The sequence below is a fragment of the Flavobacterium foetidum genome (assembly GCF_004634245.1).
Lineage (GTDB): Bacteria > Bacteroidota > Bacteroidia > Flavobacteriales > Flavobacteriaceae > Flavobacterium > Flavobacterium foetidum.
Genome location: NZ_SJTF01000004.1, coordinates 242354 through 262012 on the forward strand (window position 1 = coordinate 242354; position 19659 = coordinate 262012).

The window sequence follows — 19659 nt, forward strand, 5'->3', positions numbered from 1 at the left end:
GAAGCAATTTGGCTAATTTCCACTAATTTTAAATAATGCTTATATGATTATTCATAACTCAGGTTTAAACAAATTTTTGCCACAGATTATATAGATTAACACAGATTAAAACAAACAGTCCAATCTCATCCCGAGATTTAGAGACCGGAACAAAAAATCCTAAAAATCTTTTTAATCTGTGGCCTAAAAAAAATAGTCTGTTTAATAGCAGTCATAATGCTTATTATTGGATTTTTGATTTGTGAAAATTCGTGAAATTGCTTCGCCTGTTCGCTATCGCTCGGGTTGTGGCAAAAAAACAACTTTATATGAAATTATATCACTTATATGGTTTTATCTTCCTTTTCCTGAGTCTGAATGTTTTCGGACAAAATCAGGAGGATAAAATATATAACGCTGTTGATATTTTTACCACAAATCCTTCTGCGGAAGCGTTACAAAATCTCAAGAATATAGAGAATGATTTCTGGAAAAGCCCTAAGCCAAAAACCAAAGACGAATTATTAGCAATTGTTATTCTGAATTGCAACAAAGCCTATTACGAAAATCAGTTTGGACAGACTTTAAAAGCAGTCAAAAGCTATGAAAATGCCTGGATGACTTATCAGAAATACAAGCTGAAGAATTATGATATTGTCGAATTCTGTTTAAAGCCTTTAGGGAATTTGTATACCATTTTGGGCGATTATAAAAATGCCGAAAACATCATCAAACAGTACTATTTTATTGCCAATGAAGAAAAAAACAAAGACCAGAAAGTTGCGGCAATTCTCAATCTGTCAAATGTTTATCAAAACACAGGAAACGTTGATAAAGCCATTGAATTGATTGACAAAATGCTCAAAACCGAAAAGCTTTCGTCTATTCAAAAAGGTATTTTGTACAATAATCTCGGTGCCAATTATTTATTGGAAAATATAAATCCTGATGTACAATTCAGCAGTATCAACAAAGCCGAAAATTCGTTTTTAAAAGCGATTTCCTTATTACAAAATAACAAATCACAAAGCGAAACATTGGCAAATGCTTATCGAAATTTAGCCAAACTTAAAATCGAACAAAATGACCTGAAAGCTGCTGAGTCATTTTTAGCGAAAGCGACAATTGAATTTCAAAAAAATACTGGGAACGAGCCTCGCAAAATCGCGCAACTTTATTACGAGAATGCTTTTCTGTATTTCAAACAGGAAAAGTTTAATGAAGCTTCGCAGCGTATAAACAATATTTTTGAAATCCTGATTCCTAAATTTAGAGGTTCTAAAAATTCGCTTCCAGATGTAAATTCGCTTTATGCTGAAACAGTTTTGCTTGATGCTTTAGATCTTCAGTCAGAAATTTATGCCGCACAAAACGAACCCAAAAATGCCTTAAAAACTTTTGAACTATCGTTTCATATAGAAGAACTGCTTCAGGCTCTTTTGGTTTACGAAAACTCTAAGATTGTAACACAAATCAGGAACCGAAACCGAACCGAAAAATGCATCGAAATCTACAATTGGCTTTTCGAAAAAGAGAAAAAGCAAAGTTATATCGAAAGTGCGTTTCTGTTGTCTGAAAAAACAAAATCGATAGTTTTAAAAAATCATCTTGAAAACTCTGAATTACTTTCGAGAGAGCAAAAACTGATTTTGCAGCAATTGCAAAATTGGAATACTATTATTTTAAAAGAACAGCAAAAGCTTGTATTGGCAGACATTTCAAAAATCAACGAAGCTATAAAGAAACAAAACGAATTGATGTTGCTCTTAAAATCGAAGCAAACAAAAAACAGTATAAAAAATCAAAATGATTTTGATTTGCAAAAGCTACAAGATAAGCTAGAAAATGAAAATGCCGTTTTGGTCGAATACTTTTTTGGATTGCATCGTATTTATAATTTCACTCTAGAAAACAGAAAAATAAAATTGTATTCTATTTCTTTAGAACATAGAGGACTTTCTGATTTAGCGGGTTTTATCGATTATTTTAATGATGCCAAAACAATCACCAATAACCCTAAAAACTATACTCTTATAAGCAATAAAATCTATCAAAAACTTAAAATTCCAAAATCAAAAAACAGGAAAAACCTAATCATAATTCCAGATGGCATTTTAGATTTTCTTCCTTTTGAAGCTTTAATTACGACAAAATCTGAAACAACTAACTTTTCAAAAATGCAATATCTGTTGTATGATTTTGATATTGCTTATAATAATTCGGCTCAGTTTTACTTGAATTCTGTTCCTCTTTCCAACAGCAAAAAAAGTATTCTTGGCATTTTTCCAATTTTTGAAAATACAAATTATACACTTCGTTTTTCTAAAAATGAATTACAATCAATAAAACATAATTTCGACGGACAGTTTTTTGAGAATGAAAATGCCTCTTTTTCTAATTTCAAAAACAATATTGCCGGAAAATCTATTATTCACCTCAGCACTCATGCGTCTGCGGGAAATTTGGAAGACCCTGCAAGCATCAAATTTTATGATGACGAAATTTTATATTCAGAAATGTACAACTTGCAGCTTAATCCTGATTTGGTTGTCTTGAGTGCATGCGAGACAGGCATCGGAAAATTGTTTAAAGCAGAAGGAGCGATGAGCGTGGCAAGAGGTTTTCAGTTTGCGGGAGCGCAGAATCTCTTGTTTTCTTTATGGAATGTAAACGATTATACGACCTCTGTTTTTATGGATTATTTTTACGGAGAAATCAAACAGAATGCTTCTTTTGCAGAAGCTAGCGCTAATGCAAAAAGAGCATTTCTAAAAGATGAAAATATTCCGAACGCCAAAAAATCTCCTTACTATTGGAGTGCTTTTGTGTATTACGGAACTATCGAAACTCCTGAAAAATCTTCTAATTATATCTTTTACATCATTAGCTTTTTGGCTGTAATTGCTTTATTTTTGGGAATCAAGAATAGAAAAAAATGGAAAATCTTCACGAAATTCTCAAAATAGAGAAATACAAAAAAATAAAATTCAAAATTACCAAAACACAGCATCTTCAGATAAAAGCCAAAATCAACGGCATCAGCGGAACGTTTATTCTCGACACAGGCGCATCTAATACTTGTGTTGGTTTTGAATGTATCGAACGTTTTGAACTGGCCGCTAAAAATTCTAAAACAAAAGCTTCTGGGGCTGGCGCAACCGGAATGAAAACACAGGTTTCTTCTCAAAACAAACTAGAATTGGGCAAATGGAAAAATAAAGATTTCAGTCTAGTAATTTTTGATCTTTCGCATGTAAATGAAGCTTTGCAATCGTTTAAAGCGAAACCTGTTCACGGCATTATAGGCGCCGATGTTCTATTGGAAGGAAAAGCGATTATTGATTATTTTAATCATTATTTGTATTTGAAGTAGAAATTACAATAAAAAAAATCCAAATTCCAAATAATAAAAAATAGGTTTGTCTCACTTTTTAGACAAACCTATTTTTATGTAAAACTGCTCCAGCGGAGCAAAATATTTATAGAAATTTAATCATCGATATAAAGGAGCTCCAGCGGAGCGAAATAGCTTCGTTAAAAATATGTCGCTCCGCTGGAGCTTCGTAATTAATATTAATACGATTTCTATAAATATCTCGCTTCTCCGAAGCTGCCTAATGTTGGAGGGGTCTTTAGTTTTTTATATGGCTTCCTGATTCTCTATTTCTGTTCTTGGAGCCGTATGTTTTTTCAACGAAAAATAAGCTACAACCGTACTCAATAACATTAAAATTCCGCCTAATATAAAAGGCGCTCCCGCAAATTTAAAAGGGGCTTCGTCGTGTGTGAAAAAGTAAAAAACATTCGCCATCATGGGCGGCCCGATGATAGAGGAAGCACTCATTAAACTGGTCAAAGTTCCCTGAATTTCTCCTTGTTCACTGGGTTTTACCTTGCTTGCAATTACCGATTGCAGTGCTGGTCCCGTGATTCCGCCAAGGCAATACGGAATTAAAATCACAAAAATCATCCAGCTTTTTGTAGCAAAGGCAAACAACAACATTCCGATAGTATACAATGTCAATCCTAGGTAAATGCTTTTTTCATTCCCTAATTTCGGATTGATCCATCGAATTAAAAGTCCTTGTACCAATCCAATCAAAAGACCGATTATCCCTAATGAAATTCCGACCATTTTTTCATCCCAATTGAATCTGTAAATGGTAAAGAAACTCCAATTGCTTTGTACCGCGTGTCCGCCCACATACAAGAAAAATACTGCCGCAATAAGGCCAATCAAAGTAGGATGTTTTTTTAGTCCGAGAATCGCTCCGATAGGGTTTGCTCTTTTCCACTCAAAAGCTCTGCGGTTTTCTTTTTTCAATGATTCAGGCAGAATAAAAAATCCGTACAGAAAATTAAGCATACATAATACTGCTGCTGCATAAAAAGGAACACGAGATCCATATTGGCCCAAAAGTCCGCCAATTACAGGTCCGATAATAAATCCTAAACCGAAAGCGGCTCCAATTAAACCAAAGTTTTTAGCCCGGTTTTCGGCAGTGCTCACATCGGCAATATAAGCTGAAGCCGTAGTAATACTTGCTCCAGTTATTCCGGCAATAATTCTTCCTACAAATAACCAGGTAATGGTTGGTGCAAATGCCAGTAAAATATAATCCATCGAAAATCCGAAAAGGGAAATTAAAATAATCGGCCTTCTTCCGAATTTATCGCTTAAATTTCCAATCACAGGAGCAAATACAAATTGAGTTATCGCATACGCGAAAGTCAGCCAACCGCCAATTTTTGCGGCTTCGCTGATGTCTCCGTGAATCAATTCTTCGATTAATTTTGGAATCACAGGAATGATGATTCCCCATCCTGTAATATCAATCAACATGGTTATGAAAATGAAACCAATCGCTGCAGATTTGTCTTTTTGTAACATAGTAGTTTTGTAAGATAATGCAAATAAACAGCTTTTTCAATTAACAATAAAAAAATCCCAAAACTCAAAGTTTAAATTCCAAAGCTCAAATTCCAAATTCCAATTTATAGTGCTATTTTTTTCACTCAGATTTAAAAAAGATTTAGGTAGATAAAGGCTGATTTTTTAATCTGATCTGCTAAAATATTTATCCTTTTGCTCAACATAACCCGTAGTTTTAACCACGGGTACAAAATCTATATAATACGTCTCCTGTGGTTGAAACCACAGGCTATATTTAATACAAACGTAGTCTTTTTTAAATCTGCTAAAATCTGTAATATCTGCGTGAAATAATTTTAGCCAAAAAAAATCCCAAATTCATTTTAAAGGAATCTGGGATTTTCATTTTGAAATTCCAATTCGGACTTTGGAATTTCTATCAAAAATTAAAACTATTAATGAGTATGTTTCGGATTGAAACCGTCTTCGCTTAATTCTGTATGCTCATAATCGGCAACCATTTCGGCTTCGTAGTCGATTTTCTCTCCTTTAGAGAATTTTCTAATGATTTTCTCCATAATATCATAGATAACCGGAACCACAATCAACGTTAGGAATAATGAAGAAATCAAACCTCCGATAATTACCCAAGCCAATCCGTTTTTCCATTCAGCTCCGGCTCCAGATGCTAATGCAATCGGGAACATACCGAATACCATCGCAATTGTCGTCATCAAGATTGGACGTAAACGAGCGTGGTTTGCTTGAATCAACGCTCTTCTGATAGATTCTCCAGCTGCTCTTCGTTGATTGGTATAATCCACAAGCATGATCGCATTCTTACACACCAGACCAATCAACATGATGACCCCTAAGATGGTAAAGATATTTAAAGTATTGTTTGTCAATGCCAAGGCAAATAAAACTCCAATGAACGAAAGCGGAATTGCGAACAATACAACAAACGGGTGAACGAAACTGTCATATAATCCAACCATTACAAGGTAAACCAAGATAATAGCCGCTAATAATGCAATCCCTAAAGTACCAAATCCTTCTGATTGGTTTTCTTGGTCACCACCCCAGATGTAGTTAACTCCTGTTGGTTTTTTCAACTTATCTAGTTTTTCCTGCCATTGCTGAACGATTGTTCCTGCCGGTACCCCAACGTTCTGTCCTTGTACGGTTACAGAAGCCGTTTTATCTCTACGCTCCAATTTACTTGGTCCAGAACCTTCTGTAATTGTTGCAAATTGGTTTAATTTAATCTGCTGACCTGCATTGTTGATGAAAATCAGGTTACTAACGTCTGTGATATTTTTTCTGTCAAATTCGTTGTATTTGATGTTGATATCATATTCGTATTCTCCAGCTCTAAACTTACCGTCTGTATTACCGCTGTAAGCTGTCTGCATCGTTAAACCAACCGTTTGAAGTGTTAATCCTAATGCTGCCATTTTATCTCTATCAACCTGAACGTTGATTTCAGGATTTCCGTCTTCAACTGTCAATTTAATCTCGGTTGTTCCAGGAATAGTACGCAATTCAGCTTCGGCCATTTTGGCAAATTTCATCGCACTTTCTACGTTTGGACCAGTTACAATCAAACCTAAAGTTGCATCTTCAGCAGTACCTAAGATACCAACCGGAACTGTTTTTACTTTAGCCCCAACTAATATTTTCTCTAGTTTACGTTTTGTTTTTGCTGCATAAACATTGGCGTCGTCTGTACGATCTTTTTGCTCGATCATTTTAACGTCAATCTCTGCTTTGTATGCTGTTGCCTGAGCTGCTCCTAAACCTTCACTGGTCTGACCAACTGTTGTAATTTGGCTGTAAACATATTTTTCTCCTTTTAAGAAAGCTTCTGCTTTTTGCGTCATAAAGTTGGTCTGCTCTAACGAAGCATCTTTTGGCATCTCAATCTGCACTAAGAACTCACCACTATCAGATGATGCGAAGAATTCTCCTCCGATGTATCCGCCTCCCATTAACCAGAAGATTGTACCGAAGAACATTACCACAATAACTACCATTGTTTTAATGTAGTGATCTAAACACCAGTTAAGCAAATTCGATACCCAGTCGGTAAAACGAGTTAAGTAGCTTTCGAATCCAAGAATGATTCTTCCGAAAAGATTTTTACCTTCAATATGTTCCAGTTTTCCGAAACGAGAAGATAACCACGGAATAATTGTAAACGAAGCCAATAACGAGAACATCGTCGAAATAATTACCGTAACACAGAATTGTGTAATAATGTTTGATACTAATCCTGTACTCATTGCAATTGGCAAGAACACCACCACAATTACTAAAGTAATCGAAGTTACAGTTGCTCCAATTTCTGCAGTACCGTCGTAAGCGGCACGGATTCGGCTTTTACCCATCTCCATGTGTCTGTAAATATTTTCCAATACCACAATCGCGTCATCCACAAGAATACCAACCACGAGAGATAAACCAAGCAACGACATCAAGTTAAGCGTATAACCTAATAAGTAAATTCCAATAAACGTTGCAATCAAAGAGGCAGGAATAGATACCATTACAATCAATGAGTTTCTAATACTGTGCAAGAAGAACAACATTACGAATGCTACCAGAATAACCGCAATCAACAAGTCATGTACAACAGAGTCTGCCGCTTCAAGAGTAAAGACCGTACTGTCTTTTGCTACTTCTAACTTCAATTGAGCAGATTTGTAATCGTTCTCTAATGTTTTGATTGTTTTAATCAACTGCTCACTTACCGCAACGGCATTTGCATCTGACTGTTTTACGATTTGAAGAACAATCGCACTTTTTTGGTCAACACGTGCAATTTTCTCTGCAATTTTTTGAGTATCCTGAACATCAGCGATGTCTCCTAAACGAACTTGAATTCCGTTTTGAGAAGAAACTACTAAGTTTCTTAATTCTTCAACGTTTTTATATTTACCCGCTAAACGGATTAAGATTTTCTGATTACGAGTTTGGATATTTCCAGTAGGGAAATCCAGATTCGAAGTCAGAATAGTCTGCTGAATCTGAGGAACCGAAAGTCCGTATCCTTGCATTTTAACCGCGTCAAGATTTACCTGAATCTCACGCTCCTGACCACCAATGATGTTTACCTGAGCAACCCCTTGTACACGAGATAAAACCGGCGCAATCTTTTTATCAATCAAATCATAAAAAGCTGCTTCATCCATTTTACCATTCGCGCCAAGCGTCATAATTGGTAAATCACTCAAAGAGAATTTAGTCAATGACGGCGGATCTGCATCGTCTGGAAGATCACTCAAAATCGCATTAATTTTACGTTGTGCATCGTTCATCGAAATGTCAACATTTGCATTTGAAGTCAATGTAATCGATACGATTGAAAGACTCTCATATGATTTCGAGTCGATTTTCTTGATATTTTCTAAGGATGCAATCGCATCTTCAATTTTCTTGGTAACGGTATTTTCAACCTCACTTGGAGAAGCTCCCGGATAAACAGTGGAAACCGTAATAACGTTGGTTTCGAATTTTGGGATCAGCTCGTAGCCCAACTGGCTGTAGCTGAACAATCCACCTAATGTCAGAATTGTAAACAGTACAATTACCAACGACGGACGTTTTATTGATATTTCGGCTAATTTCATATGTCTTTTTATTAAGTTCTTAGTATTTTAGTTCCTAGTCCTTAGTTTTTTAGCACTTAGTTTTTAATGACACCCAGCCAGGTACTAAAAAACTAAGGACTAAGGACTAAAACCCTCAACCACTAATTACTTTTATTTAATAATTTCTACTGTATTTCCGTCTTGTAAGTTGATTTGACCTGTAACAATTACAATTTCACCATCATTCAAACCGCTGATAATTTCAACTTTATCACCTAAAATTCTTCCAGCAACCACTTTTTTCAGTTTAGCAGTGTTGTTTTCAACTACAAAGATTTCGTTGCTGCTTACACTTCCTACGAATGCATTTCTAGGAACCACTTTTAAGTTTTGTTTTTGGTTGTTTGAACCAAAGTTTGCCGTTCCGTACATACCCGCTTTCAAGTCATTGTTAGCATTGTTTGTAATTTCGATTTCAACCGGGAAGTTTAAAGAAGCATCTGCTTTTGCGGCAATGAACGTAATTTTTCCAGAGAATGTTTTATCAGGATAAACACTAGCTGTAATGTTTACCGTATTTCCTAATTTTAAACTTGCTACTTGAGCTTCGTTTACTGTAACAGTCAGTTTTAATTTAGAAACATTTACAATATCAAATAAAGCAGTTGCTGGCATTCCTGCTAAAATAGATCCTGGTTCAACATACTTTTTGTTGATATATCCGTTAATCGGAGCCTTAACTCTAGTATCTCCAACATTGATTTTAGCTTGAGTATAACTAGACTGTGCATTTGTTAAAGCCAATTTTGCCTGATCTAGTTGCTGTTTCGTAACGCCGCCTGTTTTAAATGCATTTTCGTATCTTGTATAATCAGATTTTGCATTTTGATAAGCTGCCTCGGCTGCCTGAGCATTTACATTGATAACATCACCTCTTACTGTTAAAAGAGTCTGTCCTACTCGCACATAATCACCTTCTTTTACTAAAACACTGATTACTTTTCCAGATTTTTCAGCAGAGAAAGTCAATTCCTGAATTGGTGCAAAATTTCCGTTTGCGGTAAAACCAAGATTAACATCTTCTGTTTTTACCGTTGCTACTTTTACAGAAACCGCTGCGTTTTTTTCTGCTACAATTGCAGTCTTGCCTTCGTTTTCTGCCTTATTTTTATTTAAGATGTAGTTAATCCCGACTAAAGCCACGACTATGATTACGATTGTTATAATTATTTTCTTCATTGTAATTAGTTATTTAATAAGAGATTTTAGTTCGCCTTTTGATTTGATTAGAGATATTTCGGCAATTTTATAATTTAAAACTGCTCTTGTATAATTGTTTTCTGCTTCAAGCGATGCATTTTGTGCATCTAGCAAATCTGTTAAAGATGCTAATCCTTGAAGATAATTGTTGTTGGTATTGCTAAGAATTTCTGCAGCCAAACGCATATTCTCTTTCTGATTTTCGATAGTTACCAAATTATTATTGATCTGCGTTATTGCATTTCTATAATCTAAATCAAGAGAAAGTTTCGTGTCTTTGATGTCTTCCTGAAGCGATCTGATTTCAACATCAGCTTGTCTTACTTTGGCACGAGTTCCAAATCCTGTAAAAATAGGTACGTTTAAGTTTAATGCAATTGCTGAGAAATCTGACCAGTATACCCCTTTTTCTGGTTTTGCAAACCAAGGAAATTGAGGTCCCTGACCAATATAATTGTAACCTGCACTTAAAGAAAGTGTTGGATAATAACCTGCTTGAACTGCTTTTTTATTGTAAACCAAAAGCTCTTCTTGTTTTTTCAAAAGCAGATATTCGGTTCTGTTTTCAATGTTTGGCTCTTGTGTTAAGGCAACCGGACTTACTTCAAATTCTTCCTTTGGCAGTACGATTTGAGTTTCGATAGGCATTCCCATGTAAAATTTCAGTGCATTTTCCTGCAAAGCAATCTGGTTTTTTATCTGCTGACGTTCTGTGTCGATATTTGACATTCGTACCACAATACGGTCTAAATCAATTTTTTTTGCCAAACCGTTATCAAATTGTCCTTGTACAATGTCTCGTACTTTTGTTGTATTTACATAATTGCTGTCTAATAAAGTTAATCTTTCCTGTTGTACATAAACAGAATAGTAGTTGTTGGCCACTCTTTCGATAACTTGTTCTTCTGTTAACTGGTCGTTGATCTGATAGAACTCACGAGTAGATCGTGCTGCTTTTAATCCCGTAAAAACGGACTGATCAAAAATGGTCTGATTTAAGGAAATTCCCGCAGTAGAAATCCATTTCTGTCCAAATGCAGCCTGAATTACAGTTCCTGGTGCATTAAAAGCCGCTCCGTCAATAACCGTAGTCTGAATGATTGCATTATGGGTTAAATTTCCGTTTGCAGAAATTTGCGGTAATGCTCTTGAGCGCACCTCCTGAATTTTATATTCACTGTTTTCAACCTGAAGCTTGGCCTTTTTGGCATCGGCTTTGTTCTGAAGCGCGTAACTTACCGCATCTTTCAGGGTTAAAGTTGTCTGTGCACTGGCCGATAAGCCTGTAATGCACAAAACTATAAGAAGGATTCTTTTCATAAGTAGTTATTATTTTGTTTTTTGAAAATTAAATATATCACCGCCCTCTATTTAAAAGGCAGTATTTTGGAAATTGATGATTAATTGATAATTCTTTGTAATTGTTTTTCGAGCTCGGCCACTCCTTTTTCTGTAGCCATTGCACGAGTATGGTATTCTAATGCTTCTAATTCTATTTTCTGAGCTTCACTTTCAGAAACCGTATTTTCGTTTATATGAAAAATAAGGGTGTAATAAAACTTCACGTAGGTCTCTACATGCAGATCAGAGCGGTATAATCCTTCTTGAATTCCTTTTTCTATATTGTCTCTGAAACATTTTGTGCATTGATCAATTTCGTGAGACAAAATGTTTTTATAGATTTCAGGATAATGCTTTTTTAACTGATAAATTGGAGAGGTGTCGATGTTGTTTTTAAACATGTCACGAAACATTTCTCTGATTTCAAAATTCTCATGAATGGCATTATAATTTTTTGCAACGATGGTGTCCATAATTTCATGAACCTGCTTGTGAACCATTGAGGTGCTTTCTTCAATAAGCACTTCTTTATTACAGAAATATTTGTAAATCGTTTTTTTAGAAATACACATTTCTCCTGCAATATCATCCATGGTAACGCTTTTAAAACCGAGTTTTAAAAACAATTCACTTGCTTTGGATATTATTTTCTCTTTCATTATTACTCTCATTGCATTACAAATATAACGAGGAAACTAAAAAACAAAAAATAGTTTCCGTACTATTTGTAATAATTTTACATTAAATTAATAATCTTGTAAGATTTATATGCTGAATTCTAAATTCGCAATCAGCTTGATATCTTTACCAAGTGCATTTCCATCTTTATGATGAAAAGAACTGTAATCCAGACCAAAATCTTGGCGTTTGATATTGCCTTTGATTTCAAAAGCTACTTTCTTTTGTCCGTTATAAGTGTTTTCACTAATAAATTCGGCATCAAGTTCTACGACTCTCGTGATATCTTTTATCGTTAAATCTCCTTTGAAAAAGTTAATGTTTCTATTAACCTTCTGAAAAGAAGTCGATTTAAAACTGATTATCGGATGTTCGTCTTCTTCAAAAAAATCCTGAAGCTGTAAATAAGCATCAATCGATTGGAAACTTTCATTTTTATTCTGAATATCTAATGAAAATTCGACCATAGCATCTTCAATCTCATTATCATCAAAATTTACATAACCATCAAACTTATTGGCAGTTCCACCTACATAAGCAGTTCTAGAACGTCTCATTTCTATTAAAACGTCAGATTGTGTTGAGTCTAAAGTCCATGTTGTTTTCATAAGCACCTAATTTTATTGCGTTTACAAACTGTAAAGCTCTTTTGGAAACTTTTGTCGTTTTCTTAGTTTCCATTTTCGAGTGCAAATATAGACAGGAAACTGTAAATACCAAAAAAGTTTCCGCGTTTTTTAAAAATAATTTTAACATTTTAAGAATCAAGATACTTCAAGATGTTTTTAGCAGCATAGCACTCTTTTAGTTCTTTTCAATCAAAATATATCATAATTGAATTGTATCTTTGAGGCTCGTAAATCAGAATTTCATTTTATGCACGATATAAGTCAGTACCAGGATTTTTTTATTGAATACCTAAAAAAGCAAAACATCCATAAAGAACCATACAATCTTTACGAACCAATAGAATATATATTAGGACTTGGAGGCAAACGCATCCGTCCGGTTCTAACCCTAATGGCGGCCGAGGTTTTTGATACTGACTACACAGCCGCACTACCAGCAGCGATGGCAGTAGAGGTTTTTCATAATTTTTCGCTTGTGCACGACGACATCATGGACGATGCGCCTCTAAGAAGAGGACAAGTTACAGTTCATGAAAAATGGGATTTGAATACCGGAATTCTTTCGGGTGACGCGATGCTGATTTTAGCTTATCAATATTTTGAACAGTACGAACCGAATGTTTTTAGAAATCTGGCAAAACTATTCAGTAAAACTGCTCTTGAAGTTTGCGAAGGACAGCAATGGGATGTTGATTTTGAAAAAAGAAATGACGTTTCGATTCCGGAATATCTTAAAATGATCGAATACAAAACAGCGGTTTTGGTTGCCGCTGCCATGAAAATGGGCGCTATTGTAGCCGAAACTTCTGAAAAAGAAGCCGATTTGATTTACGAATTTGGCCTTAATTTAGGAATCGCCTTCCAGTTACAGGACGATTATCTTGATGCTTTTGGAAATCCGGAAACTTTTGGAAAACAGGTTGGAGGAGACATTATCGAAAACAAAAAAACATATTTATATCTAAAAGCTCTAGAGTTTTCGTCTGCAGAAAAAGCTTCTGAACTCCAGAAATTGTTCAGCTTACAATTAGAAGATAATTCAGAAAAAATCGAAACTGCCAAAGCGGTTTTTAACGATTCGGGAGCCTCAAAAGCGACTCAGGATGCCATTGAAATGTACACTTTTAAAGCATTTGAAACGCTTGAAAAAATGGATATAAATGCAGAAAAGAAAAGCGTTTTAAGAACTTTTGGCGAAAACTTAATGGGACGCAAAGTTTAGTGTTCAGCATTCAGTTTCAAGTATTCCGTAAAATCTAAATAGTATGTTTGTTGCACCAGTAAATACCGACTCATTGTTTGCTCAGGCTCAAGCAGAGACATTATATTTAAATCTTATCGAACAGATCAACAAAGATTTTAACCTTGCTAATGAAGGAGTTGATTTTCCGCTCAGCATTTCGCCCGAAGAATTAAAGATTCAGCTTCACGAAAAAATCTACCGAATGATTCAGTACAAATTTGCTGAATATCTGAATCTGCTTTACATTATTGATGTTCCAGAAAACGAAATCAAACAACTTGATGGCTCTGATTTGGTTATTTTGGCTGAAGAAGTTTCATTTCTTGTTCTAAAAAGAGAATGGCAGAAGGTTTGGTTTCGGAATTATTATAAATAAAGGTGCTGAGGTGCTGAGGTGCTGAGGTTCTAAGGTTCTAAGGTTTTTAGCTATTCAGTCGTTTTCTTCTTTTGATTGTAAATTATTATAAATAAGACGCCTAGACGCTAAGACCCTTAGTGCTTTAACTATTCTATAATTTTCTTGACTTCCGATTAGAAATTAATATAAGGTTTAATGGTGTCTTATTAAAATGCTGTAATTTTCAGGTCTTACGATTTTTTGTAGTTTATCTAACTCTATCCAAAGACCAAAACCTTCAGTGTCAATTTTGTTTCCAATAAATTGAACTCGCCCGCATTTGAAGCACATCTTAACTATTCCTACTGTTTCTTTTTTCTTTTTAAAAATAAAAATATCGCGATATTCTGCTGCACAACCAGCGAAAGTATCTTGCAATGAATCTTTCTCACTAAACACATTTTCAATCTCTTTCTGCTGTTTAAGTGATAAATTTGATTTTTTGTAGTTGTAATTCAATAGAATTCTTTCGAAATTTTCTTTTGGAATAATGTCCGGAAAGGTATGAACGAATAAATCTATAAATTCTAGTTCTTCTGGAGTATTCTTCTCTTTCATCATAATCTCTGTAAAATCTTCCTCCAAAAAATTCAAATAATAATGGTCGATTTCATCCGAATCAAAAAAAGGTCGTAATTCTTTCTTTACAGCCACTGCTTTATTATCAGCATGTGACTTCTTAGAATTGTTACAGCTTAAAACCACAATTACCGTAATTAAAAATATTATTTTTTTCAAATTTTTATACTTTTAAAAACCTGAGAATCTTAGAATCTCAGCACCTTAGAACCTTAGAAATATACCCTGACAAAAGGCATAAATCCAGAACCGTAAAGACTTTTATTGGGATTATACAGAACATCGTAACGTGCACCGATTGTTACGTTTCCGGTTCTGTAGCCGGCGCCTAAATAAAGCGCTGTATTCCAATAACTATCAGAAAAAGCAGGTCGGTTAATATTAGAATCATATCTTGTATCTACTCGCACTTGTTCCAATTCTGCAGATAGCTGGACTTCTGGAATCGGATTTACAAGTGTAATCAGACTTCCTCCATACACATACGATTCATAATAATTTCGGGAATTGAGATATCCAAATTGGAGTCCGACACCAACAGCCACAATTTCGTTTACATTGTAAATCGCACTTGGCATTATAGAAATGTCGGTATATCCAGAACCAAATCCTAAGCCTAGTCCGCCACCAAACTGCACCTTATCCCAAAAATTATTTTTGTTGTCAATAACATAATGCTGCTGCGCAGTTGCATAACTAGAAAATAACGCTGTCAAAATCACAAAAAAGAATTTGCAATCGATTGAAAATTGAATTTTATTCATAGTTAACGTTTATTTTAACAAATTTTTACGTAAAAGTACTTAAAAAAAAGATCTAAATAAATGCGATTGTTGTACTTTTGCCATTCTATTTAACAAAAAGTATATTCACTAATATTATGGATAGGTTTTCATTTTTAAATGCAGCGCATACCGAGTTTTTTGCACAATTATACGATCAATATTTAGTAAACCCAGACAGCGTTGAGCCAAGCTGGAGAAGTTTCTTTCAAGGTTTCGACTTTGGAATGGCTACTTATAATGACGAAAATCCAGTGCAGACAATCGTTGAGTATGTGACGAGCCCAAACACAGATTATAGTCAGGTTTCAGACAAACTTCAGAAAGAATTCAATGTTCTAAAATTAATTGACGGATACCGTACACGCGGGCATTTGTTTACCAAAACAAATCCTGTTCGCGACCGCAGACAATCATCTCCGACTTTAGATATAGAGAATTTCGGTTTATCATCTGCTGATCTTCAGACTGTTTTTGACGCTGCGCAAACTATCGGAATGACACCTTCTTCATTAGAAGCTATTGTAAACCGCCTTAAAGCAATTTACTGCCAGCATATTGGTATAGAATATATGTACATCAGAAACCCTGGTGTTGTAAAATGGATTCAGGATAAATTGGCTGTAAACGTAAATCAGCCTAATTTTTCTACAGACGAAAAGAAAACTATCTTAAATAAATTAAACGAAGCGGTTTCTTTTGAGAATTTCCTTCATACTAAATATGTGGGGCAAAAACGTTTCTCATTAGAAGGTGGAGAATCTATCATCCCAGCTTTAGATGCTTTAATCGAACAAGCTGCAGAAAAAGGTGTGGAGCAATTTGTAATGGGAATGGCTCACCGTGGTCGTTTGAACGTTTTGGCAAACATCTTTGGAAAATCTACTCAAGATATCTTTGGTGAATTTGACGGAAAAGATTACGATCAAGAATATTTTGACGGTGACGTAAAATACCACTTAGGTCTTACTGCCGACAGAAAAACAAGATCAGGAAAAAGCATCAACATCAATTTAGCGCCAAACCCTTCTCACCTAGAAACGGTTGGAGCTGTAATTGAAGGTATCACAAGAGCAAAACAAGACAAATATTTTGCTGACGATTTCTCTAAAGTTTTACCAATCGCCGTTCACGGAGATGCTGCAATAGCAGGTCAAGGTATTCTTTACGAAATCATTCAAATGGCACAATTAGACGGTTACAAAACAGGAGGAACAATCCATATTGTAATCAACAACCAAGTTGGATTTACAACTAATTATTTAGACGCTCGTTCGTCTACTTATTGTACAGACGTTGCTAAAGTAACTTTATCTCCAGTATTACACGTAAATGCTGACGATGCTGAGGCTGTTGTACACGCTGTATCTTTTGCATTAGACTACAGAATGCAATTCGGACGTGACGTATTTATCGATTTATTAGGATATAGAAAATACGGTCATAATGAAGGAGACGAACCTCGTTTTACACAACCAGTTTTATACAAAATCATTGCTAAACATAAAAACCCAAGAGATATCTACGCTGAGAAATTACTTTCTGAAGGCGTAATCGATGCATCTTACGTTAATGGTTTAGAAAAAGAATACAAGACTGCTTTAGAAGAAAACTTAGAAGCTTCTCGTAAAAAAGACTTGACTATCATTACTCCATTCATGAAAAACGAATGGGAAGGATTTGTGCAGGTGACTGACACACAAATGCTTCAAAAAGTAGACACTACGTTTGGTAAAGAAGGTTTAGATTCGATCATCAATACCATCTCAACTTTACCATCAGATAAAAAATTCATCAACAAAATCACCAAAATTGTTACCGACAGAAAAGCTGGATACGACAACAATACCGTTGACTGGGGAACTGCAGAAGCATTGGCTTACGGATCTCTTTTAACAGAAGGATTTGATGTTCGTATTTCTGGCCAGGATGTTGAGCGTGGTACTTTCTCTCACCGTCATGCGGTGGTTAAAGTAGAAGATTCTGAAGAAGAAGTAATTTTGTTGAACGGAATTGAAAACAAAAAAGGAAACTTTGGCGTATTCAACTCTCTTTTATCAGAATATGGCGTCTTAGGTTTCGACTACGGATATGCTTTAGCAAACCCAAAAGCCTTAACGATTTGGGAAGCACAATTTGGGGATTTCTCTAACGGTGCTCAAATCATGATCGACCAATATATTTCTTGTGGAGAAGATAAATGGAACAACCAAAACGGTATCGTGATGTTATTGCCTCACGGATATGAAGGACAAGGTGCTGAACACTCTTCTGCAAGAATGGAACGTTACTTACAGCTTTGCGCGAGACACAATATGTATGTGGCAGACTGTACAACTCCAGCAAACTTCTTTCACTTGTTAAGAAGACAAATGAAAACTAACTTCCGTAAACCATTAGTAGTTTTTTCTCCAAAAAGTTTACTGCGCGATCCAAGATGTGTATCTACAGTTGACGAAATTGCAAACGGAAGCTTCCAAGAGACAATTGATGACAATGCAGTAGATAAAAAAGGCGTGAAAACTTTAGTTTTCTGTACAGGTAAATTCTACTATGACATCGTAGCAGAAAGAGAAAACAACGGAAGAAATGATGTTGCTGTTATTCGTATCGAGCAATTATTCCCTTTCCCTGTTGAGCAGATTAAAGAAATCATTGCTAAATATCCAAACGCAGATGATTATGTTTGGGCTCAGGAAGAACCTAAAAACATGGGAGCATACAGCTTTATGTTAATGAACTTTGACCTTGTAAAATGGAGATTAGCTTCATTAAAAGCATATTCTGCTCCTGCATCAGGAAGTTATACACGTGCAAAACGCCGCCATGCTGACGCTATTAGAATGGTATTCGATAAAAATTTATTCAGATAATAAAAAAATGTTTCAAGTTTCAAGTTTCAGGTTCAACAACATGAGACTTGAAACCATAAAAACCTTAAACAAAAACAAAGATGATTTTAGAAATGAAAGTCCCATCACCAGGGGAGTCAATAAAAGAAGTTGAAATTGCAACTTGGTTAGTAAAAGACGGAGATTATGTAGAAAAAGATCAGGCGATTGCTGAAGTAGATTCAGACAAAGCAACTCTTGAATTACCTGCTGAAATGAGCGGTGTTATTACACTAAAAGCTGAAGAAGGTGATACAGTTGCAGTTGGCGCTGTAGTTTGTTTAATTGATACAGATGCTGCTAAACCAGCAGGTGGCGCATCAGAAGCTCCAGCAGCAGAGGCGCCAAAAGCGGAAGCTCCTAAAGCTGAAGTAAAAGCTGAGGCTCCAAAGGCTGAACCAGCACAAGCTCCTGCAGCTACAAGTTATGCAGCGGGAACTCCATCTCCAGCAGCAAGAAAAATATTAGACGAGAAAAACATTGCTCCAGCAACTGTAACAGGAACTGGCAAAGGCGGCAGAATCACTAAAGATGATGCTGTAAACGCAGTACCATCTATGGGAACGCCAACTGGAGGAAACCGCGGATCGCAGCGTACAAAACTTTCTATGTTGCGTCGTAAAGTTTCTGAAAGACTAGTTGCTGCTAAAAATGATACAGCAATGTTAACTACTTTTAACGAAGTTAACATGACTCCTATCAACAACATCCGTAATGAATACAAAGATGCTTTCAAAGCAAAACATGGCGGTCTTGGGTTAGGTTTTATGTCTTTCTTTACAAAAGCAGTTACGAGAGCTTTAGAACTTTATCCTGATGTAAACTCTATGATGGATGGAGATTATAAAGTAGCTTATGATTTCTGTGATATCTCTATCGCAGTTTCTGGACCAAAAGGCCTAATGGTTCCTGTTGTACGTAATGCTGAAAACTTAACTTTCCGTGGTATCGAAGCTGAAATCAAAAGATTGGCTTTAAGAGCTCGTGATGGTCAAATTACTGTTGACGATATGACCGGAGGAACTTTTACAATTACAAACGGTGGTGTTTTCGGAAGTATGTTATCTACTCCAATCATCAACCCTCCTCAGTCTGGAATCTTAGGAATGCACAACATCATCGAGCGCCCTATTGCTGTAAACGGAAAAGTGGAAATTCACCCAATGATGTACGTAGCACTTTCATACGATCACAGAATCATTGACGGACGCGAGTCTGTTGGTTTCTTGGTTGCTGTAAAAGAAGCTTTAGAAAACCCAGTAGAATTATTAATGAATGGTGACGTTAAACGTGCTTTAGAATTGTAATTCTTAAATTATCATTATAATTAGAAACCCTGCTCTTCTCGAGCGGGGTTTCTTTTTTTATCTAATTTCCTACTAATACAATTTTAATGAAATTTTAAGGCATTTAA

Annotated in this window: 14 protein-coding genes; 6 read left to right on the forward strand and 8 right to left on the reverse strand. The window is 35.5% G+C overall.

Annotated features, from left to right (window positions below):
* Positions 1–308: 308 nt before the first annotated feature.
* Together E0W73_RS07635 and E0W73_RS07640 are read left to right on the forward strand one after the other, a co-directional pair.
* The gene (locus tag E0W73_RS07635; RefSeq protein ID WP_135221495.1) at positions 309–2945 is read left to right on the forward strand and encodes a CHAT domain-containing protein; all 2637 of its coding nucleotides are present in this window, start codon (positions 309–311) and stop codon (positions 2943–2945) included.
* The gene (locus tag E0W73_RS07640) at positions 2915–3352 is read left to right on the forward strand and encodes a retropepsin-like aspartic protease (protein WP_135221496.1); all 438 of its coding nucleotides are present in this window, start codon (positions 2915–2917) and stop codon (positions 3350–3352) included. The genes E0W73_RS07635 and E0W73_RS07640 overlap by 31 nt, the downstream gene beginning before the upstream one ends.
* 267 nt (positions 3353–3619) lie before the next feature.
* Here the strand turns inward: E0W73_RS07640 and E0W73_RS07645 are convergent, their stop codons facing one another.
* The 6 genes from E0W73_RS07645 to E0W73_RS07670 all read right to left on the reverse strand — a co-directional run bounded on the left by E0W73_RS07645 (position 3620) and on the right by E0W73_RS07670 (position 12332).
* On the reverse strand, positions 3620–4870 hold the full coding sequence (locus tag E0W73_RS07645; RefSeq protein ID WP_135221497.1) for a TCR/Tet family MFS transporter: 1251 nt from the start codon (positions 4868–4870) through the stop codon (positions 3620–3622).
* Between the two features lie 437 nt (positions 4871–5307).
* The gene (locus E0W73_RS07650) at positions 5308–8484 is read right to left on the reverse strand and encodes an efflux RND transporter permease subunit (protein ID WP_135221498.1); all 3177 of its coding nucleotides are present in this window, start codon (positions 8482–8484) and stop codon (positions 5308–5310) included.
* Between the two features lie 132 nt (positions 8485–8616).
* Entirely contained in the window at positions 8617–9684 is a 1068-nt protein-coding gene (locus tag E0W73_RS07655; RefSeq protein ID WP_135221499.1) for an efflux RND transporter periplasmic adaptor subunit, read from the reverse strand.
* Between the two features lie 9 nt (positions 9685–9693).
* Positions 9694–11025, reverse strand: a complete 1332-nt coding sequence (locus tag E0W73_RS07660; RefSeq protein ID WP_135221500.1) for a TolC family protein — start codon at positions 11023–11025, stop codon at positions 9694–9696.
* An 80-nt stretch (positions 11026–11105) separates the two neighbouring features.
* Positions 11106–11705, reverse strand: a complete 600-nt coding sequence (locus E0W73_RS07665) for a TetR/AcrR family transcriptional regulator (RefSeq protein WP_135221501.1) — start codon at positions 11703–11705, stop codon at positions 11106–11108.
* Between the two features lie 105 nt (positions 11706–11810).
* Positions 11811–12332 (reverse strand): YceI family protein, encoded by a 522-nt coding sequence (locus E0W73_RS07670; protein WP_135221502.1) that lies wholly within the window; start codon positions 12330–12332, stop codon positions 11811–11813.
* A gap of 268 nt (positions 12333–12600) precedes the next feature.
* On the opposite strand from E0W73_RS07670, the gene E0W73_RS07675 reads away from it, so the two are divergent.
* Together E0W73_RS07675 and E0W73_RS07680 are read left to right on the forward strand one after the other, a co-directional pair.
* Complete coding sequence (locus E0W73_RS07675; protein WP_135221574.1) at positions 12601–13575, forward strand: polyprenyl synthetase family protein; 975 nt, start codon at positions 12601–12603, stop codon at positions 13573–13575.
* 43 nt (positions 13576–13618) lie between these two features.
* On the forward strand, positions 13619–13972 hold the full coding sequence (locus tag E0W73_RS07680) for a hypothetical protein (protein ID WP_135221503.1): 354 nt from the start codon (positions 13619–13621) through the stop codon (positions 13970–13972).
* A gap of 174 nt (positions 13973–14146) precedes the next feature.
* Here E0W73_RS07680 and E0W73_RS07685 read toward each other — a convergent pair whose 3' ends face one another.
* Together E0W73_RS07685 and E0W73_RS07690 are read right to left on the reverse strand one after the other, a co-directional pair.
* A complete protein-coding gene (locus E0W73_RS07685) occupies positions 14147–14731 on the reverse strand; it encodes a hypothetical protein (protein ID WP_135221504.1) in 585 nt (194 codons plus the stop codon).
* Between the two features lie 53 nt (positions 14732–14784).
* On the reverse strand, positions 14785–15336 hold the full coding sequence (locus tag E0W73_RS07690) for a hypothetical protein (protein WP_135221505.1): 552 nt from the start codon (positions 15334–15336) through the stop codon (positions 14785–14787).
* 116 nt (positions 15337–15452) lie between these two features.
* Between E0W73_RS07690 and E0W73_RS07695 the strand changes: the two genes are divergently transcribed.
* Positions 15453–18227 (forward strand): 2-oxoglutarate dehydrogenase E1 component, encoded by a 2775-nt coding sequence (locus E0W73_RS07695; protein ID WP_135221506.1) that lies wholly within the window; start codon positions 15453–15455, stop codon positions 18225–18227.
* An 80-nt stretch (positions 18228–18307) separates the two neighbouring features.
* The gene (gene odhB / locus E0W73_RS07700; protein ID WP_135221507.1) at positions 18308–19552 is read left to right on the forward strand and encodes a 2-oxoglutarate dehydrogenase complex dihydrolipoyllysine-residue succinyltransferase; all 1245 of its coding nucleotides are present in this window, start codon (positions 18308–18310) and stop codon (positions 19550–19552) included.
* Positions 19553–19659 lie beyond the last annotated feature (107 nt).

What these genes read in the sequence shown, in the direction of transcription:
- E0W73_RS07675 (WP_135221574.1), top strand. Translation starts at nt 12,601, where the DNA reads ATGCACGATATAAGTCAGTACCAGGATTTTTTTATTGAATACCTAAAA.
- E0W73_RS07650 (WP_135221498.1), bottom strand. Translation starts at nt 8,484, where the DNA reads ATGAAATTAGCCGAAATATCAATAAAACGTCCGTCGTTGGTAATTGTA.
- E0W73_RS07690 (WP_135221505.1), bottom strand. Translation starts at nt 15,336, where the DNA reads ATGAATAAAATTCAATTTTCAATCGATTGCAAATTCTTTTTTGTGATT.
- E0W73_RS07670 (WP_135221502.1), bottom strand. Translation starts at nt 12,332, where the DNA reads ATGAAAACAACATGGACTTTAGACTCAACACAATCTGACGTTTTAATA.
- E0W73_RS07645 (WP_135221497.1), bottom strand. Translation starts at nt 4,870, where the DNA reads ATGTTACAAAAAGACAAATCTGCAGCGATTGGTTTCATTTTCATAACC.
- odhB (WP_135221507.1), top strand. Translation starts at nt 18,308, where the DNA reads ATGATTTTAGAAATGAAAGTCCCATCACCAGGGGAGTCAATAAAAGAA.
- E0W73_RS07680 (WP_135221503.1), top strand. Translation starts at nt 13,619, where the DNA reads ATGTTTGTTGCACCAGTAAATACCGACTCATTGTTTGCTCAGGCTCAA.
- E0W73_RS07635 (WP_135221495.1), top strand. Translation starts at nt 309, where the DNA reads ATGAAATTATATCACTTATATGGTTTTATCTTCCTTTTCCTGAGTCTG.
- E0W73_RS07665 (WP_135221501.1), bottom strand. Translation starts at nt 11,705, where the DNA reads ATGAAAGAGAAAATAATATCCAAAGCAAGTGAATTGTTTTTAAAACTC.
- E0W73_RS07640 (WP_135221496.1), top strand. Translation starts at nt 2,915, where the DNA reads ATGGAAAATCTTCACGAAATTCTCAAAATAGAGAAATACAAAAAAATA.
- E0W73_RS07695 (WP_135221506.1), top strand. Translation starts at nt 15,453, where the DNA reads ATGGATAGGTTTTCATTTTTAAATGCAGCGCATACCGAGTTTTTTGCA.
- E0W73_RS07655 (WP_135221499.1), bottom strand. Translation starts at nt 9,684, where the DNA reads ATGAAGAAAATAATTATAACAATCGTAATCATAGTCGTGGCTTTAGTC.
- E0W73_RS07660 (WP_135221500.1), bottom strand. Translation starts at nt 11,025, where the DNA reads ATGAAAAGAATCCTTCTTATAGTTTTGTGCATTACAGGCTTATCGGCC.